Annotated in this window: 20 protein-coding genes; 10 read left to right on the top strand and 10 right to left on the bottom strand. The window is 70.6% G+C overall.

The annotated features are described in order from the left end of the window. Positions 1-36 precede the first annotated feature (36 nt). Positions 37-531: a tetratricopeptide repeat protein gene (locus tag ACZ5CR_RS20660; RefSeq protein WP_468859434.1), complete on the top strand. Its 495-nt coding sequence runs from the start codon at positions 37-39 to the stop codon at positions 529-531. A gap of 30 nt (positions 532-561) precedes the next feature. Then, the gene (locus tag ACZ5CR_RS20655; protein ID WP_468859432.1) at positions 562-2469 is read left to right on the top strand and encodes a hypothetical protein; all 1908 of its coding nucleotides are present in this window, start codon (positions 562-564) and stop codon (positions 2467-2469) included. A gap of 99 nt (positions 2470-2568) precedes the next feature. Here ACZ5CR_RS20655 and ACZ5CR_RS20650 read toward each other — a convergent pair whose 3' ends face one another. The 5 genes from ACZ5CR_RS20650 to ACZ5CR_RS20630 all read right to left on the bottom strand — a co-directional run bounded on the left by ACZ5CR_RS20650 (position 2569) and on the right by ACZ5CR_RS20630 (position 7646). Then, complete coding sequence (locus ACZ5CR_RS20650) at positions 2569-3075, bottom strand: GNAT family N-acetyltransferase (RefSeq protein WP_468859430.1); 507 nt, start codon at positions 3073-3075, stop codon at positions 2569-2571. Beyond that, positions 3072-3776 carry a TetR/AcrR family transcriptional regulator gene (locus ACZ5CR_RS20645; RefSeq protein WP_468859428.1) on the bottom strand — a complete coding sequence of 235 codons (705 nt, stop codon included), beginning with the start codon at positions 3774-3776 and terminating at the stop codon, positions 3072-3074. The genes ACZ5CR_RS20650 and ACZ5CR_RS20645 overlap by 4 nt, the downstream gene beginning before the upstream one ends. A gap of 65 nt (positions 3777-3841) precedes the next feature. Continuing rightward, a complete protein-coding gene (locus ACZ5CR_RS20640) occupies positions 3842-4912 on the bottom strand; it encodes a PDR/VanB family oxidoreductase (RefSeq protein WP_468859426.1) in 1071 nt (356 codons plus the stop codon). Position 4913: 1 nt separating this feature from the next. Continuing rightward, positions 4914-5840, bottom strand: a complete 927-nt coding sequence (locus tag ACZ5CR_RS20635; protein WP_468859604.1) for a metal-dependent hydrolase — start codon at positions 5838-5840, stop codon at positions 4914-4916. A gap of 159 nt (positions 5841-5999) precedes the next feature. After that, positions 6000-7646 carry a SpoIIE family protein phosphatase gene (locus ACZ5CR_RS20630; protein ID WP_468859424.1) on the bottom strand — a complete coding sequence of 549 codons (1647 nt, stop codon included), beginning with the start codon at positions 7644-7646 and terminating at the stop codon, positions 6000-6002. A 464-nt stretch (positions 7647-8110) separates the two neighbouring features. On the opposite strand from ACZ5CR_RS20630, the gene ACZ5CR_RS20625 reads away from it, so the two are divergent. The 3 genes from ACZ5CR_RS20625 (at position 8111) to ACZ5CR_RS20615 (ending at position 11774) form a co-directional block, all read left to right on the top strand. Then, positions 8111-9760, top strand: coding sequence for a glycoside hydrolase family 13 protein (locus tag ACZ5CR_RS20625; protein WP_468859422.1), 1650 nt, complete (start codon positions 8111-8113; stop codon positions 9758-9760). A gap of 25 nt (positions 9761-9785) precedes the next feature. Then, the gene (locus ACZ5CR_RS20620) at positions 9786-10820 is read left to right on the top strand and encodes a LacI family DNA-binding transcriptional regulator (RefSeq protein WP_468859420.1); all 1035 of its coding nucleotides are present in this window, start codon (positions 9786-9788) and stop codon (positions 10818-10820) included. A 75-nt stretch (positions 10821-10895) separates the two neighbouring features. Further along, positions 10896-11774 (top strand): phosphatase PAP2 family protein, encoded by an 879-nt coding sequence (locus ACZ5CR_RS20615; protein ID WP_468859418.1) that lies wholly within the window; start codon positions 10896-10898, stop codon positions 11772-11774. Between the two features lie 169 nt (positions 11775-11943). On the opposite strand, the gene ACZ5CR_RS20610 is transcribed toward ACZ5CR_RS20615, so the two are convergent. Then, positions 11944-12492, bottom strand: coding sequence for a TetR/AcrR family transcriptional regulator (locus ACZ5CR_RS20610; protein ID WP_468859416.1), 549 nt, complete (start codon positions 12490-12492; stop codon positions 11944-11946). A gap of 112 nt (positions 12493-12604) precedes the next feature. On the opposite strand from ACZ5CR_RS20610, the gene ACZ5CR_RS20605 reads away from it, so the two are divergent. Then, positions 12605-13354 (top strand): alpha/beta fold hydrolase, encoded by a 750-nt coding sequence (locus tag ACZ5CR_RS20605; protein ID WP_468859414.1) that lies wholly within the window; start codon positions 12605-12607, stop codon positions 13352-13354. A gap of 21 nt (positions 13355-13375) precedes the next feature. Here the strand turns inward: ACZ5CR_RS20605 and ACZ5CR_RS20600 are convergent, their stop codons facing one another. Next, positions 13376-16369, bottom strand: a complete 2994-nt coding sequence (locus tag ACZ5CR_RS20600) for a bifunctional [glutamine synthetase] adenylyltransferase/[glutamine synthetase]-adenylyl-L-tyrosine phosphorylase (RefSeq protein ID WP_468859412.1) — start codon at positions 16367-16369, stop codon at positions 13376-13378. 118 nt (positions 16370-16487) lie between these two features. Between ACZ5CR_RS20600 and ACZ5CR_RS20595 the strand changes: the two genes are divergently transcribed. Beyond that, the gene (locus ACZ5CR_RS20595) at positions 16488-17000 is read left to right on the top strand and encodes a pyridoxamine 5'-phosphate oxidase family protein (protein WP_468859410.1); all 513 of its coding nucleotides are present in this window, start codon (positions 16488-16490) and stop codon (positions 16998-17000) included. An 82-nt stretch (positions 17001-17082) separates the two neighbouring features. Continuing rightward, positions 17083-17520 (top strand): VOC family protein, encoded by a 438-nt coding sequence (locus ACZ5CR_RS20590; protein ID WP_468859408.1) that lies wholly within the window; start codon positions 17083-17085, stop codon positions 17518-17520. 48 nt (positions 17521-17568) lie between these two features. Here ACZ5CR_RS20590 and ACZ5CR_RS20585 read toward each other — a convergent pair whose 3' ends face one another. Further along, the gene (locus tag ACZ5CR_RS20585; RefSeq protein ID WP_468859406.1) at positions 17569-18441 is read right to left on the bottom strand and encodes a helix-turn-helix domain-containing protein; all 873 of its coding nucleotides are present in this window, start codon (positions 18439-18441) and stop codon (positions 17569-17571) included. 417 nt (positions 18442-18858) lie between these two features. On the opposite strand from ACZ5CR_RS20585, the gene ACZ5CR_RS20580 reads away from it, so the two are divergent. Both ACZ5CR_RS20580 and ACZ5CR_RS20575 read left to right on the top strand, forming a co-directional pair. After that, positions 18859-19743, top strand: a complete 885-nt coding sequence (locus ACZ5CR_RS20580; RefSeq protein WP_468859404.1) for a helix-turn-helix domain-containing protein — start codon at positions 18859-18861, stop codon at positions 19741-19743. Further along, positions 19740-19949, top strand: a complete 210-nt coding sequence (locus ACZ5CR_RS20575; protein ID WP_468859402.1) for a DUF397 domain-containing protein — start codon at positions 19740-19742, stop codon at positions 19947-19949. The genes ACZ5CR_RS20580 and ACZ5CR_RS20575 overlap by 4 nt, the downstream gene beginning before the upstream one ends. Before the next feature lie 90 nt (positions 19950-20039). Here the strand turns inward: ACZ5CR_RS20575 and ACZ5CR_RS20570 are convergent, their stop codons facing one another. Both ACZ5CR_RS20570 and ACZ5CR_RS20565 read right to left on the bottom strand, forming a co-directional pair. After that, positions 20040-20867, bottom strand: coding sequence for an SDR family oxidoreductase (locus tag ACZ5CR_RS20570; RefSeq protein ID WP_468859400.1), 828 nt, complete (start codon positions 20865-20867; stop codon positions 20040-20042). Between the two features lie 212 nt (positions 20868-21079). After that, a complete protein-coding gene (locus tag ACZ5CR_RS20565; RefSeq protein ID WP_468859398.1) occupies positions 21080-22441 on the bottom strand; it encodes a glutamine synthetase family protein in 1362 nt (453 codons plus the stop codon). Between the last annotated feature and the right edge of the window lie 129 nt (positions 22442-22570).

Below are 22570 nucleotides of genomic sequence, written 5' to 3'. Positions count from 1 at the left end.
TGTCCAGCTGGTGTCACGGCGTGCGAAAGTGTGGCCATGAATATTGCGTGGGAGCAGCGTTTGGCTGAAGCGTGGGCCACGGTCGAGACGTACGACGATGAACGGGGCGGCGAGTTCCGGAGTGTCATCGACGCCCTCGTCGCCGAGTTGCCCGACGGCAGTCCCCTCGCCCCCTTCGAACGAGCCTGCGCATTCGACTCCACGGGGCACTCGGACCGCGCCGTGCCCCTGTACAAGGAGGCGCTGGAGCGAGGTCTGGACGGATATCGACGGCGCCGCACCCTCATCCAGCTCTCCAGCTCGCTGCGGAACATCGGAAAGCCGGAAGAAGGCGTAGCACTTCTCACGCCCGAACTGGAAGGCCCGCACGACGAGCTGGACGACGCGGTACGCGCGACCCTCGCCCTCTGTTATGCCAGTCTCGGACGTGAGCGTGAAGGTCTGGCCTTGGTTCTCGGCGCCCTCGCTCCCCATCTGCCTCGCTATCAACGGTCCATGGGCAACTACGCGCGACAGCTCACCGAGAGGTGACCATCCGACGATTCGCTCGTTTTGCTGAACGTGTCGTCGAATGTGAAGTCCCCCTCCCCGTCCCGGGATCTCTCCGGTGCCGTCGATGTCGAGCAGGCCGAGGCCGCCCTCGTAGAGCACTACCCACGCCTGGTGCGGCTCGCCTATCTGGTCCTGCCGCCCAGCCTCGGGCGCAACCGAAGGGTTCTGACCGCCCACGCGCTGACCCAGCGTGCGCTCCCCCGCAGCCGCAGGTCCAGCGATGACGAGGCCATTCCGCTACAGCGTTCGGGGGACGCGCGGGGCGGCGACCCCGGGTACGCCTACGTACGGCTGCGCGTCCTGCGCACCGCGCTCGACGCCGGGCTGCCGCTCCGGCGCGGCGCCTGGCCCAAGCGCTCGCAGTTGCCGCCGCTGCTGCCGCAGGTGTGGGGCCTGAGGCTCTTCCCCCGCTCGGGCGGAGCCGACGAACTCGCCCTGGATCAGCGGCTCGCGGCGCTCTCGGGCCCCGCCAGGGCCGCGTACGTCCTGCGCGGTCTCGAACGGCTCCCCGACAGTGACGTACTCAAGGTGCTCGCCGCGGTCGGAGTCGACGAGCCGGGTGCCGCGCTGACCGAGTCGGACAGCGTGGACGCGGCGTTCGACCTGCTCAAGTCCCCCGAGTTCGACCCTTGCTCGCTACAGGCGCGGCCCACCGATCTGATGCGCCGCAGGCAGCACATGAAGGCCGCCGGGGTCGCGCTCGCGGCCACCCTGGTGTGCGGGGCGCTGCTCGGGCTTCCGGGCGACGGGTGGGGGCCCGACGGTGCCGCCGCGCCCGCCTACGCGAAGAACCCGGCCGGGCAGGCCGCGCTCGACCCCGGTCAGCTGACGAAGGTCGCGGCCGGCACGTGGAAGAGCTCCGCCCGTGCCGACTTCTCCGTGTGGCCCGCCAGGGGCGCCCTCATCGGTGACGACGCCCTGCTGCGGCGGGCCCTGGCCGTATGGGCACGCCCCGGTGAGTCGGTGCAGGTCTCCGCCACGCCCGGCACGGCGGCGGGCGCTCCTCCCGGGCCCGCGCAACTGCTCTTCGCGGGCGAGGTCGACGCGGCGCGGGTCGTGCTCCTCTACGACGGACTGCGCATCGTGCGGTACGCCGAACCCAAGGACGGCACCAGCGGAGCCGCACTCGACTTCGCGCGCGTGGACGGCGCGACGAGCGCCGAGGCGGGCGCCGTGGTGGTCAACCGTGTCGACGGCAACGTGCGTTATCTGACCGCGCCTTGGGTGGACGGTGTCGCCGTACGTGATCTGCTGAAGCCGCAGGCGAACGCCGACGCGCTCAAGCGCGACGGCGAGGGCGTGACTGAGCCGTTCGCCAGTCCGGCGCAGGCCCGCTCGTGCACGTCCTGGGACGCGCTGCAACTGCGGGACGACACGGGCGTGAACCGGCTCTCCACCGACCTCGGCGAACTCGTCCCCGCCCATCTCACCGCGGGCCGCCCGCAGGCTCCTCGTGAGGCCACGGCCGCGAACTGGTCATCGACGGCCTGCTCGCTCACCGACGCGCGCTCGAACGGCGTGCGCTCCGTGAATTCCTGGCAGTACGCGCGTCAGGTGCTGCCCGAGGCGAACGGCACGGCGGCCTGGATCTGCACCCGGGCCGACACCTGGCGGGGCGACGGAGGCCGGGCACTCGCGCAGTTCCAGGCGGCGGGCGCGGCGGCCGTGGCGGCGAAGGCGGAGGACTCCGCGGCGTGCGGAGGGCGAGAGCCTTCGGTGCTCGCGGGAGTGCGGTGGAAGTCCCGGGCCGGTACCTGGTACCTGCTGGGCGGCGGCAGCAAGGACGTCGTCTCGGTCGGGGCCGCGGGAGGGTCGCAGACTCCCGGCAACACCCTGAGCGCGCCCCTGGAGCGGGGCGCCCGCGCCGGGCTCACCGGGCGGCTCGCGGACGGCAAGAAGGTGTCGACACTGCGCTGAGCCGTCAGCCATCAGGCTCCAGCCGTCAGGCGTCGGACGGGACGGGACCGGACCTCGCAGGCCCTTTAGGTCTTCAGGGCCTTTAGGTCCTTCAGGTCTTCAGGTCTTCAGGTCCTTCTCCAGGAGCGTCACGCCGTACGTGCTCCCGTCCGCCGCCACCTTCCCCGGCAGCTCCCCCACCACCACGTACCCCGCCGCCTCGTAGTACTCCCGCAGGCGCGGATTGGACGACAGGCAGTCCAGGCGGCAGCGGTCCCGGCCCGCATCGGCTATTCGCCGTTCCGCGCGCTCCAGCATCGCGCGGCCCGTTCCGGCCGGGGCGCCGCGTCGGGTCATCAGGCGGTGCACATAACCCGCGACGGGTGGTTGTTCGCCCCAGGCGGGCTCGTCCGCCCACCACACCTCGTACGCCCCGGTGACGATCTCGCCGTCGTACGCGAGCCAGACCTCGTCCTCGTCCGACGCGATCCGCCCGCGGAAGTGCTCCGCGCCCTTCTCGCCCGGCTTCCACTGCTCGATCCCCCGGTTCAGCATCCAGCGCGCGGCACCGTCGTAGAGGGTGACGAGGGTGGGGATGTCCTCTTCGTCGGCCAGGCGGTGGGTCAACTGCTCTGCTCCTGCGGTACCAGTTCGATCAGGCGGGTGATCAGCTCGGTGAACGGGCCTTCCGGTGGCTCGGCGGCCAGGATGCGGCGCAGGATCGCGGCCATCTCCTCGTCGTACGCGGCGCTCACCGCGGAGAGCGCCGCGAAGTCGTGCACCAGTTGCAGTTCGAGCTCGGCGCGCGGAATGCGGCGCCCGTCGAGCCAGATGAGCGCCGTGGACTCGGCGAGCGAGATCCAGGAGCGGATCACCAATTCGAGCCTGGCGGGCGGATCCGTGACGTCCAGGTGCGCGAGGATCTGGACGTACGCGGCCTGCCGCACCGAGTCGATCAGCGCGTTGGTGGTGGACGAGCCGACGGCGGGGCCGCCGCGCATCAGCGCGGAGAAGCCGGGGCCGTGCCCGTCCACGAAGTCGAGGAAGCGGCCCATCACGCGCAGCAGGCGCGCGCCGAGCGGACCTTCCCTCGGTTCCACGAAGCGGTCGGCCAGGTCGTCGGCGGCTCGCTGGAGCGCCGCTTCGTACAGGCTGAGCTTTCCCGGGAAGTAGTGGTAGACCAGCGGGCGCGAGATGCCCGCGGCCGCTGCTATCTCGTCGATGGACACGTCGTCTGGCGAGCGGTGGCTGAACAGGTCGAGCGCGACCCCGATCAACTGCTGCCGCCGCTCCTCGACACCCATTCTGCGGCGCACCCCGGTAGTCATGCGAACACCTTACCGAGCAGATCCGGCCGTCCAAGGGGCCGGTGGGCCCCAACTGTTCACACCTCTCACATGTCGAGCACGATCCGGCCGCCGCTCGCCCTCGACACACAGATCAGCATCGAGTCGGCGCGCTCGGCATCCGTGAGCAGTTCGTCCCGGTGGTCGATCTCCCCTTCCAGGACCCGCTGTTGGCAGGTTCCGCAGAAACCCTGCTCGCAGGAGTAAGCGGTGTCGGGCAGCTCCGCGCGCACCGCGGAGAGCACCGTGGTGTCGGCGGCCACGGAGAGAATCCGCCCGCTGCGGCGCAGTTCCACCTCGAAGGCGCTGTTGCCGTCCGCCGACGTGTGGGGCGTGAAACGCTCCAGGTGCAGGTCGGCTCCTGCGGGCAGTGCCGCCGCCACCGCCTCCATCAGGCCCTCGGGGCCGCAGACGTGGACCGCGGTGGAGGGGGTCAGGTCCGCGAGGAACGCGGCGAGGTCCGGGCGGCCGCCCTCGTCCTCCGCGACGACCGTGAGCCGTCCCGTCCTCGCGCCCGCCAGTTTCTCCACGTCCTCCAGGAACGGCATCGAGGCACGGGAGCGCCCCCCGTACAGCAGCCGCCACTCGCGGCCCGCGGCCTCGACCGCCCGCAGCATGGGCAGGATCGGGGTGATGCCGATGCCGCCCGCCACGAAGACGTAGACCTCGGCGTCGGCCAGCGGGAAGCGGTTGCGCGGGCCGCGCACCTCCACCTCCGACCCCACCCGAAGCTGCTCGTGCACCTCGCGCGAACCGCCCCGGCCGCCCTGCTCCTCGCCGATCAGACGGGTCGCGACGGTGTACGAGGAGGTGTCCTCCGGGTCCCCGCACAGCGAGTACTGGCGGACGAGGCCCGAGGGCAGGACCAGGTCCAGATGGGCGCCCGGCTCCCAGGCGGGCAAGTGGTCACCCTCCAGGCGCAGTTGTACGACGCCGTCGGCGACCGTCTCGTGCCGGGTGACGACCAGGCGAAGGGCGCGCGAGCGCGGGCGGCCCGAGACCGGTTCCTCCAGGGCGGGCAGCGGCCAGAGCGGGGATGCGTCGATGCGCCGCCGCATGGCCCGCTTGGCGAGCAGGGCCGCGCCCGTGACGAGCAGGACGGTGCGGATGCGCGGCATGTCAGTGCGCTCCCTTCGGCAGCGATTCCGTCGCGGTCTCGGCGGCGGTGGCCGCCGGGGATGAGGCGAGGTAGGCGACGGCCTGTGCGGTGCTGCCCTCGTGGGAGGGGTGGTAGGCGCGGCTCAGATAGCGGGGGATGGAGCGGATCATGTCCGGCGTCGTGGGCAGCGTGCCCTTCTTTCCGCCCTGGTAGAAGTCCTTGAAGGACGCCTTGCCGCCGATCAGCGTCGGGTCGTTCTCCATGAAGAAGCGCGCGCCGCGCTGCCAGAGGAAGACAAGGGCGGTGAAGGCGGTGGCCCAGGTGCGGGCGCGGCGGCGGTAGCTGCCGTCGACGTGCATGAAGAGCTCGAAGGCGACGGAGCGGTGCTCGACCTCTTCCGCGCCGTGCCAGCGCAGCAGGTCGAGCATCGTCGGGTCGGCGCCCCTGCGGTCGAGTTCGTCCGCGTTCAGGACCCAGTTGCCGAGGAAGGCGGTGTAGTGCTCGATGGCGGCGATCATCGCGACGCGCTCCATGAGCCACCACTTGCGGGCCTTGCCGGGCGGCAGCGTCCGGTCGCCGAGCATCTTCTCGAAGAGCCAGTCGACCTGGGCGGTGTAGGGCGTGGGGTCCAGGCCCTGCTCCTTGAGGTGCGGCAGGACCTCGTCGTGCGCCTGCGCGTGCATGGCCTCCTGGCCGATGAAGCCGATCACGTCCTCGCGGAGCCGGTCGTCACGGATGTACGGCAGGACCTGCTTGTACACGTGGACGAACCAGCGTTCGCCCGCCGGGAGCAGCAGGTGCAGCACGTTGATCGTGTGCGTGGCGAAGGGGTCGCCCGGCACCCAGTGGAGCGGGGTGTCCTCCCAGGAGAAGGAGACTTTGCGTGCCTTGAGCGGTATGTGCTCGGACGCGACGGGCCTCGGCTCCCGGCTCTGCGGATTCGACATGGCCGTATTAGACATGGCGTCAATGTACTGACGGGTAGGCCTGTGGGTACAGGTGTCTGCGGCTGTTTCTTTCAGCCCGTCCCGCCCAGCACCGCAGCCCGTACCGCCCCGCGCCTCAGCCCGTCCCGCCCAGCGCTTCAACCCGGTCCGCCCCGCGCTTCAGCCCGTCCTGCGCAGCGCAAGGAGCGCGATGTCGTCCTCCCGGTCGCGCCCGAAGCAGGTGAGGAGCGTGTCGCACAGGTCGGCGACGCCTCGCGGCGCTCCCGCGGCCGCCGCCCGCAGCTGCTCCATCGACACCGCCAGGTCCGTACCGCGCGTCTCGATGAGCCCGTCCGTGACCATCAGCAGGCGGTCACTTCGCGCGAGGACCACCTCGCTCGGCCGCGGCCTCTCCAGGCCGAGGCCCATGAGCGGCCCGCTCGCGTCGACGTACGCGGCCGTGCCCTCGTCGCGCACCACGAGCGGCGGGATGTGGCCCGCGTTGGCGATCCGGGTGCGCCCGGTGACCGGGTCGACCAGGGTCAGGCACATCGTGGCGGTCACGCCCGGGTGGTAGTGCTGCAGCATCCGGTCCAGGCGCAGCGCGAGCACGCGGGGGTCGGGGTCCTCGACGCAGTACGCGCGCAGGGCGTGCCGGATCTCGACCATCACGGTGGCCGCGTCGAGTGAGTGCCCGACTACATCACCGATGCCGGTCAGGACACCGGCGGGCGTGGAAAGCCCCGCGTAGAAGTCCCCGCCGATCTCCGCCTGGCGCGAGGCCGGTTCGTAGCGGACGACGACGTCCGTGCCGGGCAGCTCCGGCAACTGCGAGGGCAGGAAGCTGCGTTGCAGGGTCAGCGCGACGTGGCGCTCCTCCTCGTACATCAGCAGGGGCTCGGCGGCCAGTGCGGTGGCGTGGGCGAGCCGCTCGACGAGGTGCCCCGTCTCGCCGGAAAGGCCCTCGTGGTACGCGGGTGTCGCGAGGCACACCAGCGTGCGCCCTTCGCGCAGGCGGGCCAGGACGAGGTCGGCCTCCTCCAGGGCCACATCGCGCCACTGCCCGACGGCCCGCACCGGACGGAAGAACCCCGCGGGCCACAGCGGAGCCGGTACAACGGTATGGCGCACGCCCGTACGCCCCGACATGATGCGCCGCATCAGCCTGGCCACCGCCTCGTGCGCCCCGGAGTCCGGCAGCGAAGCGGGGGCCCTGCGCCGCGAGAGCCCCCGGTGGATCTCGCCGCCCTCGCCCAGCACGAACACCGCGGCCGGACCGTCGGCCAGCCGCGCGGCACCCGTGGCCCCGGCGTCGGCCAGCTCGTCGAGGCAGCGCGCCGACTGCACGTCCAGGATCGCCCCGGCGAGCAACGCGAGGCGCCCGACGCGCAACTGGGCGTCACTGCGGCCACGGGCTCCGCGCGCGGCGGCCCGTACGACCGCCTGGATCTCCTCCGGTTCGGCGGGCACCGTCAGATAGGACTCGCCTCCCGCGTCGAGCCCCCGGCACCGGTCGGCGGGCGGACGGGCGGCCGCCGAGAAATGGACGACGGGCAGGGCGGCGATGGGAGGCAACTGCTTCATGCGGCGGCAGAGTTCGTAGCCGCTCATGTCGGGCAGACCGACGTCCACGAGCGCCACGTCGGGCAGGTCCCCCGCCCGCATCCGGACGTCGAGTTCGATCAGCGCCTCGCTGGCGCTCGCGGCGAGCAGCACACGGTGTCCGGCCCTGCGCAGGACCGCGCTCAGCGCGTACCTGCTGGCGGGCACGTCGTCGACCACCAGGACCGTGCTGACCGTGACCACCTGCTTGCCCTTGACGCTCACGCGGGACCCCTCGGCGCGGAACGGGGCAGGCCGACTGGTGCCTGCCTCATCAAGTTAGCGCCCCGCCGCTCGCCCCGGGAGAAGACGGCGGCAGCTCGACCCGGAACGGTAAAGGTCACCGAACTCGCCGCGTGCGCCACCCGCTTGCCCGTACAATCTCTTGATTCGGCGTGTACGGGGTAGGCGCTCGGCACGTCCGTGACCTGCTGCTTCGACTCCTGAGGAGTGGCGCCGAGGGGGGACGGCGAGAGCGCCGCGCACCCCATGGCCACGGCCGCCGGCACCCCCTCACGTCCCCGCAGCGGGAGAGGCCGGGTCCATCGCGCCTCGCCCTCCGTACGGAGGCGAATGCGGCCCCGTTCGCACAGGCCCTCAGCACATCGCGGTACGCGGTCTTCGTGACCTTCCCCCGGCGCGGGGCGTTCACCCCAGAGCCGCACATCCCCCGACCACTGAGGGACTTCATGACCCAGCACGTCACCGCCGCCCCTGCCGCCGACGCCTCGTCCGACGACTCCGCGCGCCGCGAGTGGTGGCACGACGCCGTCATCTATCAGGTCTATCCGCGCAGCTTCGCCGACCAGAACGGCGACGGCATGGGCGACCTGCCGGGCGTCACGGCCCGTCTCCCCCATCTGAAGCGGCTCGGCGTGGATGCCGTCTGGCTCTCCCCCTTCTACGCGTCCCCGCAGGCCGACGCCGGGTACGACGTGGCCGACTACCGCGCGGTGGACCCCATGTTCGGCACCCTGCCGGACGCCACCGCCCTCGTGCGGGAAGCCCACGCCCTCGGCCTTCGCGTGATCGTCGACGTGGTGCCCAACCACTGCTCGGACCAGCACGAGTGGTTCAAGCGTGCGCTGCACGAGGGCCCGGGGTCGGCGTCGCGCGAACGCTTCCACTTCCGGCCGGGGAAGGGCGCGGACGGTGAGCTGCCGCCCAACGACTGGGAGTCCATTTTCGGCGGCCCGGCCTGGACGCGGGTCGCGGACGGCCAGTGGTACCTCCACCTCTTCGCGCCCGAGCAGCCCGACTTCAACTGGGAACACCCGGCGGTGCACGAGGAGTTCCACTCCATCCTGCGCTTCTGGCTCGACCTCGGCGTCGACGGCTTCCGCATCGACGTGGCCCACGGCCTGGTCAAGGCGGCGAACCTGCCCGACATCGGCCACGAGAAGCAGGTGAGGCTGCTCGGCAGACAGGCCGTCCCCTACTTCGACCAGGACGGCGTGCACGAGATCTACCGCGCTTGGCGGCGGATCCTTCAGGAGTACGCGGGCGAGCGGATCGCCGTCGCGGAGGCGTGGACGCCCACGGTGGAGCGCAGCGCGCGGTATCTGCGCCCGGACGAGCTGCACCAGGCCTTCAACTTCGAGTATCTGACGACCGGTTGGGACGCGGCTGCGCTGCGTGCCGTCATCGACCGCTCCCTCGCCGCGATGAACGCCGTTCAGGGGCCCGCCACATGGGTGCTCTCCAACCACGACGTCGTACGCCACCGCACCCGCCTCGCCGACGGCGACGCGGCGCGCGGCCTGCGCCGGGCGAAGGCGGCCACTCTGCTGATGCTGGCGCTGCCCGGATCGGCGTACCTCTACCAGGGCGAGGAGCTGGGCCTGCCCGAGGTGACCGAGCTGCCGGACGAGGTGCGCCAGGATCCGGCGTTCTTCCGCAGCACCGGGCAGGACGGGACGCGGGACGGGTGCCGGGTGCCGCTGCCGTGGTCCGGACAGCGGGCACCGTTCGGCTTCGGACCGGTCGAGGGCGGCCCGAGCTGGCTGCCGCAGCCCGCGGGGTGGAAGGACCTCACGGTCGAGGCCCAGGAGGGCGACCCCGCGTCGACCCTGGAGTTCTACCGCCGTGCGCTCGCCGTGCGCCGCGAGCACCCGGCGCTCGGCGCGGGCCGCGACGTGGAGTGGCTCGACGCTCCCGCGGGCGTGCTGTCGTTCCGCCGGGCCACGGCAGGGGGCACGTTCGTCTGCACGGTGAACCTGGGCTCCGCACCCGTCACGGTCCCCACCCCCGGCACCGTGCTCCTGTCCAGCGCGGACACGACGCCCGGCGCCACCGGAACGAACCTCCCGGCAGATTCAACGGTCTGGTGGGCAGCCTGAGATGTGACCGGTACAGTCCAATCCTGTGACCGCGCGACTGGCCGACATCGCAGCGCAGGCGGGGGTCAGCGAAGCGACGGTCAGCCGCGTGCTCAACGGCAAGCCCGGCGTCGCCGGGGCCACCCGCCAGTCAGTGCTTGCCGCACTCGACGTGCTGGGCTACGAACGCCCGGTGCGCCTTCGCCGGCGCAGCGCGGGTCTGGTCGGCCTGATCACGCCGGAGCTGGAGAACCCGATATTCCCCGCGCTCGCCCAGGTCATCGGGCAGGCGCTGACCCGGCAGGGGTATACGCCGGTGCTCGCCACCCAGACGCCGGGCGGCTCCACGGAGGACGAGCTGACGGAGATGCTCGTTGACCGCGGCGTCTCCGGCATCATCTTCGTCTCGGGGCTGCACGCGGACACCTCCGCCGACATGCGGCGCTATGAACAGCTGCGCGCGCAGGGCGTGCCGTTCGTGCTGGTCGACGGCTTCTCGCCCAAGGTGCAGGCGCCCTTCATCTCACCGGACGACCGGGCGGCGATGCGCCTCGCGGTCACCCATCTGGTCTCCCTGGGTCATACACGGATCGGCCTCGCCCTGGGCCCCAAGCGGTTCGTGCCCGTACAGCGGAAGATCGAGGGTTTCGTACGCACGCTGCAGGACCTCCTGTCCCTCACTCCCGAGGAGATCGAGGCCGATCTGGTCCAGCATTCGCTGTACACCCTGGAGGGCGGGCAGGCCGCGGCGTCCGCACTGATGGACCGCGGCTGCACGGCCATCGTGTGCGCGAGCGACATGATGGCCCTGGGCGCGATACGGACGGCGCGTGAGCGCGGATTCGAGGTCCCCGACGACATCTCGGTGGTGGGGTTCGACGACTCCCCCCTGATCGCGTTCACCGATCCGCCCCTGACCACGGTGCGTAAGCCTGTGCCCTCGATGGGGCAGGCAGCGGTACGTACGCTCCTGGAGGAGATCGGCGGCACGCCCGCCCCGCACAGCGAATTCGTCTTCATGCCGGAGCTGGTGGTTCGGGGTTCAACAGCTTCGTCCCCTCGGGGACGCACTCGTCCGTAGGGCGTAGAGAATGCGGCCTGAACCAGACCTTGGGATGATCGGGCGGAACGCCGGTATCTGGCAGACTCTGTGCCTATGGGTGAGATGACTGTGACCACACTGGAAGGCCAGCAGCGGCCCACCGCATCACCCATCGCGGGCGAGCAGGATGACCGCAATGGGCGCAATCTCCTGCGTCGTCTTCGCGCGCCACGCCGCCCTCGGCTCTGGTTCGAGATCCTGCTGATCGCGGTCAGTTATTGGACGTACTCCCTGGTCCGCAACGCGGTGCCGGAACAGAAGTCACAGGCCCTGCACAACGCCGACTGGCTCTGGAAGGTCGAGCAGCACCTCGGGATCGCCGTGGAGCAGAGCGTCAACCACGCGCTGGACTCGGTGACTTGGCTGATCGTCGGCATGAACTACTACTACGCGACACTGCACTTCGTGGTGACGCTCGGCGTCCTGATCTGGCTGTTCCGCAAGCATCCGGGACGCTACGCGGCGACGCGCACGGCACTCTTCGCGACGACGGCCGTGGCCCTGCTCGGCTACTACCTGTACCCCCTCGCTCCCCCGCGCCTGATGAACGGCCACGACTTCATCGACACGGTCCTCGTCCACCAGACCTGGGGCTCCATGGCCTCCGGCGACCTCAAGCACATGTCGAACCAGTACGCGGCGATGCCGTCGATGCACATCGGCTGGTCCCTGTGGTGCGGCCTGACGATCTTCGCCCTGGCCTCGGTGCCGTGGGTGAGGGTACTCGGCCTGCTCTACCCCACGGCGACCCTGATCGTGATCGTGGCCACCGCCAACCACTTCTGGCTGGACGCGGTGGGCGGCATGATCTGCCTGGCGTTCGGGTTCGCGGTGGCGCGGCTCTGGTACGGGGCGATGCCGTACCGGCTGACGCGTGAGGTGGCGGTGCGGGAGGACGAGGCTCCGCCGCGGTCGACCAAGGCCGAGGCCTGAGCGGAGCCCTGCTCCGGCTGTCACGGGTGGCGGTGGGCGTGTTCGTCAGGCCCCGGCCACCCCACCGAGGAACTCGCCCCGGGCGCCGGGCCCCACGCTGAAGGCGGAGCCTTCGGCAAGCAGGTGCGGTGCCTGCCGCCGCGCGACGGCCGTTGATCACGCAGGGCGTCTACGGGGCAGGGCTTGACGTGAGGCCGGCCTGGAGGATGCGGAGGTAGGCGTCGGTCGCGGCGGGCCGCCGGTCCGCCGGGTGCTCGTTGACGGCGTGGATCAGTCCGCACAGGAGCTTCAGCAGGTTCTCGCCGGTGAGCGCGGGCTCCGGGTCGATACGTGCGAGCAGGCGGGAAGCGGCTGCGCCCAGTTCGCCCTTGGCCTGGCGCAGGGAGTCAGTCTCGTCGGTCTCGGTGATCAGGATGTCGATGAGGCCGGGCTGGGCGAGGGCCGCCGAGAGCGCGGCATGGAGGAAACCGATGAGGGCCTGGACGGGCTCCGACTGCCGCTCCGCCTCGGTCGCCACGCCGACGAGGGTGCGTACCGAGTCCTCCAGGATGGCCTCCAGCATCGCCCGCTGGGTCGGGAAGAGCCGGTAGACCGTCCCGACCCCTACGCCGGACCGGTGCGCGAGCTCGTTGAGGGTGAGCGTGATCTCCCCGGCCGTGACGGCAGCGTGGGCCTCGTCGAAGATCCGCTGCCTGTTCCGTACGGCGTCGGCCCTCATTCTGCCTCCCTCACGTTCTTCCTCGTCCCTCACGATGCTAGGTGGATAGGTTATCAGGTTGATGCTACGGTCAAGTGGATAGCTAATCCACTTCGCCACAGCAGGAGCAGCCATGACCGTCGTATTCGTGCACGGAGTGCCGGAGACACCGACCATCTGGAATGACATCCGGCAACGGATCGAGCAGCCCACCGTGGCCCTCCGGCTGCCCGGCTTCGGCAGCCCCCGCCCGGCCCACGTGCGGGACAAGGAGACGTACGCGGCCTGGCTCGCCGACGAACTGCGCGCCATCGAAGGGCCAGTTGACGTCGTCGGCCATGACTGGGGCGCCCACCTCGCGATGCGGGTCGTCTCCGCCTACGACGTGCCGGTACGCAGCTGGGTGTCCGACGTCGCCCACGGCTGGCACCCCGACTACCAGTGGCACGAGGCGGCCACCTACTGGCAGAAGAGCCCGGAGGGCGAGGAGTCGCTCGCCGGACTGCGCAAGTCACCCACGAGCAGCGGCCCCACCTTCGGCGACCTCCTTCGCCCACGGGGTCTGGGCGCCGACCTCGCGAAGGAGATCGACGAGGTCCACGACGAGGAGATGAGCGCCGCCATCCTGGCGCTCTACCGCTCGGCCTGGCCCAACTTCCACGCCGACTGGGGCAAGGACTTCGACCGCCCCGCCGCCGCCCCGGGACTGATACTGGCCCCGACCGGCGACCCCATGGCGCAGCCCGCGCAGGACCGGGACATGGCCGAACGGCTGGGGGCGCGGCTGACGGAACTGGACGGCCTCACCCACTACTGGATGCTCCAGGACCCCGGACGGGGAGCGGACGTGCTACGCCGCTTCTGGGCATCGCTCCCCGGCTGAGGACCGCCTGCGCCCAAGGCTCTACGCCCCGTAGAACCGCTCCTCCATCACGGCCCGCGCCCTGCGCGTGGTCCGCCGGTAGTCGTCGAGCATGTCCCCCACGTGCCCGGGGTCGTACCCCAAGTACCGCCCCACCGCGGCCAGTTCGCGTCCGTCCGAGGGGAACGTGTCGCCCGCCCGGCCGCGCACCAGCATCACCGCGTTGCGCACCCGTGCGGCCAGGACCCACGCCTCGTCCAGGATCGCCGCGTCCTCGGTCGGGATCAGCTCCGCCGCGCAGGCCGCCGCGAGGGCCCGGCGGGTGCGGGTCGTGCGCAGGCCCGGTTCGGCCCAGCCGTGGGTCAGCTGCATGAGCTGGACGGTCCATTCGACGTCCGAGAGGCCGCCGCGGCCCAGTTTGGTGTGGAGGGTCGGGTCGGCGCCGCGCGGCATGCGTTCCGCCTCCATGCGGGCCTTCAGGCGGCGGATCTCGCGCACCGCGTCCTCGCCGAGGCCCTCCGCCGGGTAGCGCATCGGGTCCACGAGTTCGATGAAGGCACGGCCCAACTCCACGTCACCCGCGACCGGTTCGGCCCGCAGCAGCGCCTGGGACTCCCAGACGAGGGACCAGCGGCGGTAGTAGGCCTCGTACGAGGCGAGAGTCCGCACCAGCGGGCCGCTCTTGCCCTCCGGGCGCAGGTCCGCGTCGATCAGCAACGGCGGGTCCGCGCTCGGGAGTTGGAGGAGTCTGCGCATCTCCGAGACCACCTGGGCCGCTGCCTTCGCCGCCTCGTGGTCCCCGACGCCCTCGCGCGGCTCGTGGACGAAGAGGACGTCCGCGTCCGAGCCGTAGCCCAGTTCGTGACCGCCGAAGCGACCCATGCCGATCACCGCGAACCGCACCGGCAGCGTGTCGCCCCAGCCTTCGCGGACCACCGCGCGCAGCGTCCCCGCGATCGTCACCGCCGTGAGGTCGGAGACCGCGTCGCCCACCCGGTCGAGGAGCGCGCCGGGGTCGGCCGCCGCGGGGCTCTCCTCCGTGCCGTACGAGCCGATGATGTCCGCCGCCGTCGTGCGGAACAGCTCGCGGCGGCGGACGCCTCGTGCCGCCGTCACCGCCTTCTCGGCGCCGTCCGCGCGGCCCACCGCCGCCAGGGTCTCCTGTTCCAGGTGGGCGTGGTCGCGCGGTTCGAGGCCTCGCAGGTCGCCGAGGAGGGCCACCGCTTCGGGGGCGCGCAGGAGGAGGTCGGGGGCCAGACGTCCGGCGGACAGGACGCGGGCCAGGTTCTCGGCCGCCGCGCCCTCGTCGCGCAGGAGCCTCAGATACCAGGGGGTCTTGCCGAGCGCGTCGGACACCTTGCGGAAGTTCAGGAGGCCCGCGTCGGGGTCCGCCGAGTCCGCGAACCAGCCGAGCAGCACGGGGAGCAGGGTGCGCTGGATCGCCGCCTTGCGCGTGACGCCCGATGCCAGCGCCTCCAGGTGGCGCAGGGCGGCGGCGGGGTCGTGGTAGCCGAGGGCCACCAGGCGCGCGCGGGCCGCCTCCGTGCTCAACCGGGTTTCGACGGGGGCGAGTTGAGCGACAGCGTCCAGGAGCGGACGGTAGAAGAGCTTCTCGTGCAGGCGGCGTACGACCGAGGTGTGCCGCTTCCACGCACGGTTCAGCTCCGTGATCGGTTCCGTCCGCATGCCCAGGGAACGGCCGATGCGCCGCAGGTCCGCGTCGTCCTCGGGGATCAGGTGGGTGCGCCGCATCTTGAACAGCTGGATGCGGTGCTCCAGGGAACGCAGGAAGCGGTACGCGTCGTCGAGCTGCACCGCGTCCACGCGTCCCACGTAACCGCCGGCGGCGAGCGCCTCCAGGGCCACCAGGGTCGAGCCGCTGCGGATCGAGGTGTCACCGCGGCCGTGCACCAACTGCAGCAGCTGTACGGCGAATTCGACGTCCCGCAGACCACCCGGGCCCAGCTTCACCTCGCGGTCGACCTCGCCCGCCGGGATGTTCGCCACCACCCGGCGGCGCATCTTCTGCACGTCGGGCACGAAGTTGTCGCGCTCGGCCGCGTGCCAGACGAGGGGCGCGAGCGTGGCGACGTACTCCTCGCCGAGTGTCAGGTCCCCGGCGACCGGGCGGGCCTTGAGCAGCGCCTGGAACTCCCAGGTCTTGGCCCAGCGCTGGTAGTAGGCGAGGTGGCTGCTGAGGGTGCGCACCAGGGGGCCGTTGCGGCCCTCCGGGCGGAGGTTGGCGTCGACCGGCCAGATGGTGCCCTCGACCGTGGTCTCCGAGCAGATCCGCATCATGTGCGAGGCGAGCCGGGTGGCGGCCTGGATCGCCTCGCCCTCCTCGGCGCCGTCCACCGCCTCACCGACGAAGATGACGTCGACGTCCGACACGTAGTTCAGCTCGTGGCCACCGCACTTGCCCATCGCGATGACCGCGAGCCTGCACTGCGCGGCGTCCGCAGGGGCCGCCGTCTCGGCCATGGTGAGCGCGGCGCGCAGGGTCGCCGTCGCGAGGTCCGCGAGCTCGGCCGCCGCCTCGGCGACGTCCGTCGTGCCGCAGACGTCACGTGCCGCTATGGCGAGCAGGCAGCGGCGGTAGGAGACGCGGAGCATGTCCAGGTCGGTGGCATCCTCGAGGCCGCGCTCGAACTCCTCGACGCCGGGGTGCAGGTCGGCCAGCTCGTACGTGGCCAGGGCCCGCCAGTCGCCGGGGTGCCGGGCGAGGTGGTCGGCCAGGGCCTCGGACGCGCCGAGCACGCCGAGCAGCCGGTCACGCAGCGGCTTGGCGCTGACCAGGGTGTCGAGCAGCTCCCGGCGGCTGATGTCGTCGGGCTGGCCCTCGACCAGACGCAGGAGGCCGAGAAGGGCCAGGTCCGGGTCGGCGGCGGCGCTCAGGGCGTCAAGGAGCACCGGGTCGGTCCGCACCGAGGACAGCTCGGGAGCGCCGAGGAGCCGCTCGGCGGCGGACGGATCAGTGAAGCCATGCCGCAGCAGCCGCGTGAACGTACTGCTTCTGCGCCCTTGCGGCACCGTCATCCCCGCGCCTCCATTCGATCACTCCTGGCTCGAGCCTACGGCCTGACCGATGAGTTCTGCCCGCGTGCGCGGTCCATCCTTGGACGGGAGCACCGCTGTCGACGCCTGGAGGCGCACCATGCCGAGCAAGGAACCTCGTACGGAACTGGATGCCCGGTACAGCAGTGCGGGTGCCGTCGCCACCCCGTGGCCCGACGCGCTGCGGCAGCTCAAGGGTGCCGAGCTCTTCTGGATCTCGACCGTACGCCCCGACGGCCGCCCGCACGTCACACCGCTGCCCGCGGTCTGGCTGGACGGCGCGCTGCACTTCTGCACGGGCCCCGAGGAGCGCAAGGCACGGAACGTGGCGGCCAACCCCGAGACCGTGCTGACCACGGGCGTCAACCTCTGGGACAAGGGCTATGACCTGGTCGTCGAGGGCGCCGCGGTCCGGATCACCGACGAGGACAGGCTGCGGCGCCTGGCGGTGGCGTGGGAGGAGAAGTACGGCAGCTTCTGGCACTACGAGGTGCGGGACGGCTGCTTCCACCACGGTCCCGGGCACGCGTACGTCTTCGAGGTGGCCCCCCGCACCGCCTTCGGCTTCGGCAAGGGCGAGCCGTTCAGCCAGACGCGGTGGCGCTTCGTGTGAGGGCGTGCGGGCGCGCGGGGAACCCGGAGCGGACGCCGCCGTTCACGCTGACAGGGGCCCGGCGCCCTGATGTACTCGGCCCATGGAATACACACTCGAGGTGATCCCGCTCCCCGTCAGTGACGTCGACCGGGCGAAGGATTTCTACCGGGACAAGCTCGGCTTCCACGTCGACATCGACCAGGAGGTCATGCCGGGCATGCGCATCGTCCAGCTGACCCCGCCGGGCTCCGGCTGCTCCATCGCCCTCACCGACACCCTCTGGGACACGATGGTGGAAGGCCCCACCCCGGCCCCCGGTTCCTACCAGGGCCTCCAGCTCTGCGTCGCCGACGCGAAGGCCGCGCACGCGGAGCTGACCGCGCGGGGCCTGGAGATCTCCGAGCCGGTGGCCCACGCACCGCAGGACGGCGGCACGTTCATGTACTTCAAGGACCCGGACGGCAATGGGTGGGCGATCCAGGAGTACCGGGTGCGGGCGACGACGTCGCTGCGCGAGGCGATCGTCAGCGCGCCGTAGGGGTACAGGTACGGGGCTGAACCGCGCGGGTCAGTCTGACCGCGCGGGTCAGTCCTCCTTGCTGACGGCCACGCCGCTGGTCATGCCGGTTCCGCAAGGCGGACAGTGGCCTGGCTCCGGGGCGCGGAAGGCTCGGTCGCAGTGGTCGCAGTTCTGGAGTGGATCTGGACGGTGCGGCTCGATGGGCGAGGCCGGGAGCGGTGGCGGCAGGAGCGCGGCGAGCCGGTGCGCGAGAAATGCGGCCGGACGGTGAATCGGCTCCTCCGGCAGTGCCGCGGTGAGAGTACGGCGTACGTCCTCAGCAGCGACATCGCGCTCCAGCCAGGCGGCGACGGCTGGGGCGAGGCGGCGGATGTCACGTTCGGCGAGCAGGAGGCGCGGGTCGTGACGCCGCAGGTCGGTGAGGAGGGTGGTCGCGGTGCGGTGGTGGGCGAGGTCGGGGGCACCGGGGGCGGGGAGAGGGAGGGGTGTGGTGCTGGCGGGTGGCGCGGGCTTATCGGGTGCGAGCGGCCTCGGGCTCCGCAGCTGCGGGGCTGTGGGCTCGTCCTCCTCTGGCCTGCGCTTCATTGCCGCCGGGTTGTTGTACGAGACCGTGCGGGTGATGACGCAGCCGGACGGCAGGCGCTCACGGGTACGGGTGAGGTAGCCGTGCTTTTCGAGTTCGCGAAGGGCGCTTGCGATACGGACTTCCCCCTCGGGGAAGCGGCCCGTAAGGCATTTGATGGTCACCTTGGCGCCGGTGGGGAGCGACTGGATGTGGGTCGCGAGGCCGATGGCCGTCAGGGAGAGCTCACGGTGCTGGGTGAGGTGGTTTCCGACCACGGTGAAACGGTCGGGGTGGCGGCGATTGATGTGCCGGATGCCGCTGGTGGGAACGAGGGGTGACGCGCACGCGGGCGCGTTAAGCTGCTGATCAGCCATCGGGAAGTTGCCTCTTCCTCGGTGGTCAGGCCCTCGCATTGGGATTGGCGTCCCGGCGGGGGCCGTCGCATGTATGGGGTTGTGTCGCTGTTGGGCTGAGCCTGCATCGTGAACCGGCATATGCGCCAGTTGAGTTGGGGTGGTCCACTCTTACGGGTGACCGGGCCTGCTGGGAAAGCCGTGGGGGCTGGGGGCGGTTGGGTGGGTTCTCTCCCTGAGGGCTTTGATTTTTGATGTCGGGTACGCCCGAATGTTGGGCAACCGGGTCGCGAAAACCTCGATACGGCGGCCCGAAGCTGCCCCGTGCGCACGTACGGGGACTGTCCGGTCGTTGTCCCGGCTTGTCCCGGCTGTCCTGGGTGACGGCGGGGTACAAGTGCGCGTTGGGCAGGCACGGTACGTCGGAGGTGGGCGCGCATGAACGCGGACAGCGGCAAAGGCAGTTCGGGACCCGTGGGCACGGTGGACGACCCCGGCTGGGACGTCGACCCGGAGGACGAGATCGCCTCGGTGGTCGAGGCGCTCGGGCGGCAACAGAAGCGGTGGCGGGAGGCCGCCGGGTTGAGTGCGGCCGAGTTCGCCGACGCGATCCAGTACGGCGAGGACCTGGTGCGGAAGGTCGAGCGCGGGGCGCGGATTCCTCGGCCGGAGTACTTGGACAAGGCGGATGAGGTACTGGGGGCAAGAGGGTTCATCTCCGCGATGAGGGAGGAGATGGCCAAGGCCCGATACCCCAAGAAAGTAAGGGAGTTGGCGAAGCTGGAGGAGCGGGCGGTCGAGGTTCTGCTGTACAGCAACCACAATCTGCATGGACTGCTTCAGACGGAGGAGTACATGCGGGCGTTGTTCGACATGCAGCAACCCGCATACACCCCAGACATACTGGAACGGGGTCTGGCAGCGCGCCTGGGTCGGCAATCCATCTTCGAACGGTCACCCGCTCCTGCGCTCAGCTTCGTCCTTGAAGAGGTGACGCTACGGCGCCCGCTCGGAGGCAGAATGGTCTGGCGCCGCCAGCTCGAACGGCTGCTGGGTGTAGCGAAGTTGCGGAACGTCACTCTCCAGGCGATGCCCACCGACCGCAAAGAACACGCCGGAATGGACGGCTTGATCGAGGTGTTGAAGTTCGGAGACGGTACAGCGGTGGGGCGCTCCGACGGGGCATTTTGCGGACGCCCGGTCTCTGACCCGAAACAGCTCCGCATCCTGGAGTTGCGGTATGGCATGATCCGGGCCCAGGCTCTCCCGCCAGGGGAGTCTCTGGTCTTCATCGAGCAAGTGCTGGGAGAGACTGAGACATGATCCGCAAGGCCAGCGCCGGGGACGCGTCCGAGCTTGAGTGGTTCAAGAGCAGCTACAGCAGCAGCAGCGATGTGAACGACTGCGTCGAGGTGGCAACCACCCCCGGAACGATCCACGTCCGCGACTCCAAGGACACCCGGGGGCCCCGACTCGCGTTCCCCGCAACCGCGTGGACCGACTTCGTGACGTACACCTCCGAGGGCTAGCCTGCAAGGTGTCTGCGCACCGCACCTGATTGTCTCCGGGAACGGGGCACGCTGCTGTCCGGAGCCGAAGAACGTGTCCTGCCCGGCGTCCTACTCATGCGCCAAGAACTCGTCGAACGTACGCGGCGCACGCCCGGTCAGGTCCCACACCGCCGTCGTCACCTCGGACATCGCACCGGCCGCCATCTCCGCGTAGAGCCCCAGCAGGTCATCCACGAACCAACCGGGCAGCCCCTGCGCCCGTAGACCCTCGGCTGCCTCCTGAGGCGGCTGATCACGGAAGGGAATGGCGAGCTTGGCGGCTATCTCTTCATGCGTCAGCGCCTGCGGGCCGGTGAGCGCATAGGTCTCGCCGCCTCCGAGCGGTCTTGTCAGCAGCCTCGCGGCACAGGCGGCGACGTCGTAGGCGTCGATGTACGCCACACCGCCCGAACCGTATGGACCTTCCAGGGCACCGCCGTGTGCGAAGCCGCCCGCACCGGTGGAGAAATTCTGCATGTAGCCGGTGGGCTGCAGGGACGCCCACCGCAGCCCGGACGCCTTGAGGTGCTGCTCGATCTCCCAGTGCGCCCCTACGGAGAGCTTCGCGTCAGGACTTGGCTGCCACGCCGATATCTTCACCACCCACGAGACCCCGACGTCCCGCGCCACGTCGATGGCGCCGGTCTGCTGCCGGACCATCGGCTGCTGTCCGGCCACAGGAAGCGCGCCGCCGCTGTTGAGCAGAAGCCGGTCAACGCCCTTCAGGGCTCTGACCATCGACTCCGGATCGTCGAAGTCCCCCACGGCGAACTCGCAGTCCAGCTCCTGACCCTTGCTCGGATCCCGTACCAGCGCCCGAAAGGGCACGTCCGCTTGCGCAAGCGCACCTACCAGGTGTCTGCCAATGGTGCCGGTCGCACCTGTCACAAGAATCATTCGGTCCCCCACCATCCGAGAAGGCGCCACGCGTCCTCGCCGATATTAACGGAGGCATCCTCCGCTTATCAGGTAGTCGCCCACACGGAGTCGACGAACACACGGAGTGGGGCCCATCGGCGGCCCAGCGACAGCCGGACAGCAGGGAGGGCCCGCGGTCGGCGACCACGGGCCCTCCTTGCACATCAGCCGAAATACGCTCCGACCTGCGCCTACAGCACCGGCAGGTTCTTCCTCAGCTCGAAGGCCGTGACCTCACTCCGGTACTCCTCCCACTCCTGCTTCTTGTTGCGCAGGAAGAAGTCGTACACGTGCTCGCCCAGGGTCTCGGCCACGAGCTCGCTGCGTTCCATCAGCGCGATCGCCTCGCCCAGGTTCTGCGGGAGCGGCTCGATGCCCATCGCGCGGCGTTCTCCGTCGCTCAGGGCCCATACGTCGTCGTCGGCGCCCGGCGGGAGTTCGTAGCCCTCCTCGATGCCCTTGAGGCCGGCGGCGAGCAGGACCGCGTATGTCAGGTAGGGGTTCGCGCCCGAGTCGATCGAGCGGACCTCCACGCGCGCCGAGCCCGTCTTGCCGGGCTTGTACATCGGGACGCGGATCAGCGCGGAGCGGTTGTTGTGACCCCAGCAGATGTACGAGGGGGCCTCGCCGCCCGCGCCCGCCGTGCGCTCCGAGCCGCCCCAGATGCGCTTGTAGGAGTTCACCCACTGGTTGGTGACCGCGGAGATCTCGGCGGCGTGCTTCAGGAGGCCCGCGATGAAGGAGCGGCCCACCTTGGAGAGCTGGTACTCGGAGCCGGACTCGTAGAACGCGTTGCGGTCGCCCTCGAAGAGGGAGAGGTGCGTGTGCATGCCCGAGCCCGGGTGCTCGGAGAAGGGCTTGGGCATGAAGGTCGCGTTGACCCCCTGCTCCAGGGCCACCTGCTTCATGACCAGGCGGAACGTCATGATGTTGTCGGCGGTGGAGAGCGCGTCCGCGTAACGGAGGTCGATCTCCTGCTGGCCCGGCGCGCCCTCGTGGTGGCTGAACTCGACCGAGATTCCCATCGATTCGAGCATCGTGATCGCCTGGCGGCGGAAGTCCATCCCGACGTTCTGCGGGGTGTGGTCGAAGTAGCCGGAGTTGTCGGCCGGGGTGGGCCGCGACCCGTCGAGAGGCTTGTCCTTCAGGAGGAAGAACTCGATCTCGGGGTGGGTGTAGAAGGTGAACCCGAGGTCGGAGGTCTTCGCGAGGGCCCGCTTGAGCACGTAGCGCGGGTCCGCGAAGGACGGGGAGCCGTCCGGCATGAGGATGTCGCAGAACATACGGGCGGTGCCGGGAGCCTCCGCGCGCCAGGGCAGGACCTGGAACGTCGACGGGTCCGGCTTGGCGATCATGTCCGACTCGTACACCCGGGCGAATCCCTCGATCGCCGAGCCGTCGAAGCCGATGCCCTCGTCGAAGGCCTGCTCCAGCTCGGCCGGAGCCACCGCGACCGATTTCAGGAAGCCGAGGACATCCGTGAACCACAGGCGTACGAACCGGATGTCGCGCTCCTCCAGAGTCCGGAGCACGAATTCCTGCTGCTTGTCCATCTTCCGCTTCCACCCATCCTTGCTGGTCAGGCCGCCTGTGTCCGTGCCGTTCTCACGCCTGAGGACACATCGGGGCACTCGAGCATCCCACCACACGGTTTCAGGCGCGTTGCGGGCCATGTGCCGCCC

It is taken from the genome of Streptomyces sp. NPDC031274, from assembly GCF_055570235.1.
The sequence above is the reverse complement of the archived record's forward strand: the minus strand, read 5'-3'. Positions and strand labels throughout refer to the sequence as shown.

Bases quoted from the DNA above. Each gene is read 5' to 3' on its own strand.
- ACZ5CR_RS20660 (WP_468859434.1), top strand. From the start codon at position 37: ATGAATATTGCGTGGGAGCAGCGTTTGGCTGAAGCGTGGGCCACGGTC.
- ACZ5CR_RS20645 (WP_468859428.1), bottom strand. From the start codon at position 3,776: ATGACTACCGGGGTGCGCCGCAGAATGGGTGTCGAGGAGCGGCGGCAG.
- ACZ5CR_RS20640 (WP_468859426.1), bottom strand. From the start codon at position 4,912: ATGCCGCGCATCCGCACCGTCCTGCTCGTCACGGGCGCGGCCCTGCTC.
- ACZ5CR_RS20635 (WP_468859604.1), bottom strand. From the start codon at position 5,840: ATGTCGAATCCGCAGAGCCGGGAGCCGAGGCCCGTCGCGTCCGAGCAC.
- ACZ5CR_RS20625 (WP_468859422.1), top strand. From the start codon at position 8,111: ATGACCCAGCACGTCACCGCCGCCCCTGCCGCCGACGCCTCGTCCGAC.
- ACZ5CR_RS20615 (WP_468859418.1), top strand. From the start codon at position 10,896: ATGGGTGAGATGACTGTGACCACACTGGAAGGCCAGCAGCGGCCCACC.
- ACZ5CR_RS20610 (WP_468859416.1), bottom strand. From the start codon at position 12,492: ATGAGGGCCGACGCCGTACGGAACAGGCAGCGGATCTTCGACGAGGCC.
- ACZ5CR_RS20605 (WP_468859414.1), top strand. From the start codon at position 12,605: ATGACCGTCGTATTCGTGCACGGAGTGCCGGAGACACCGACCATCTGG.
- ACZ5CR_RS20600 (WP_468859412.1), bottom strand. From the start codon at position 16,369: ATGACGGTGCCGCAAGGGCGCAGAAGCAGTACGTTCACGCGGCTGCTG.
- ACZ5CR_RS20595 (WP_468859410.1), top strand. From the start codon at position 16,488: ATGCCGAGCAAGGAACCTCGTACGGAACTGGATGCCCGGTACAGCAGT.
- ACZ5CR_RS20590 (WP_468859408.1), top strand. From the start codon at position 17,083: ATGGAATACACACTCGAGGTGATCCCGCTCCCCGTCAGTGACGTCGAC.
- ACZ5CR_RS20585 (WP_468859406.1), bottom strand. From the start codon at position 18,441: ATGGCTGATCAGCAGCTTAACGCGCCCGCGTGCGCGTCACCCCTCGTT.
- ACZ5CR_RS20580 (WP_468859404.1), top strand. From the start codon at position 18,859: ATGAACGCGGACAGCGGCAAAGGCAGTTCGGGACCCGTGGGCACGGTG.
- ACZ5CR_RS20575 (WP_468859402.1), top strand. From the start codon at position 19,740: ATGATCCGCAAGGCCAGCGCCGGGGACGCGTCCGAGCTTGAGTGGTTC.
- ACZ5CR_RS20570 (WP_468859400.1), bottom strand. From the start codon at position 20,867: ATGATTCTTGTGACAGGTGCGACCGGCACCATTGGCAGACACCTGGTA.
- ACZ5CR_RS20565 (WP_468859398.1), bottom strand. From the start codon at position 22,441: ATGGACAAGCAGCAGGAATTCGTGCTCCGGACTCTGGAGGAGCGCGAC.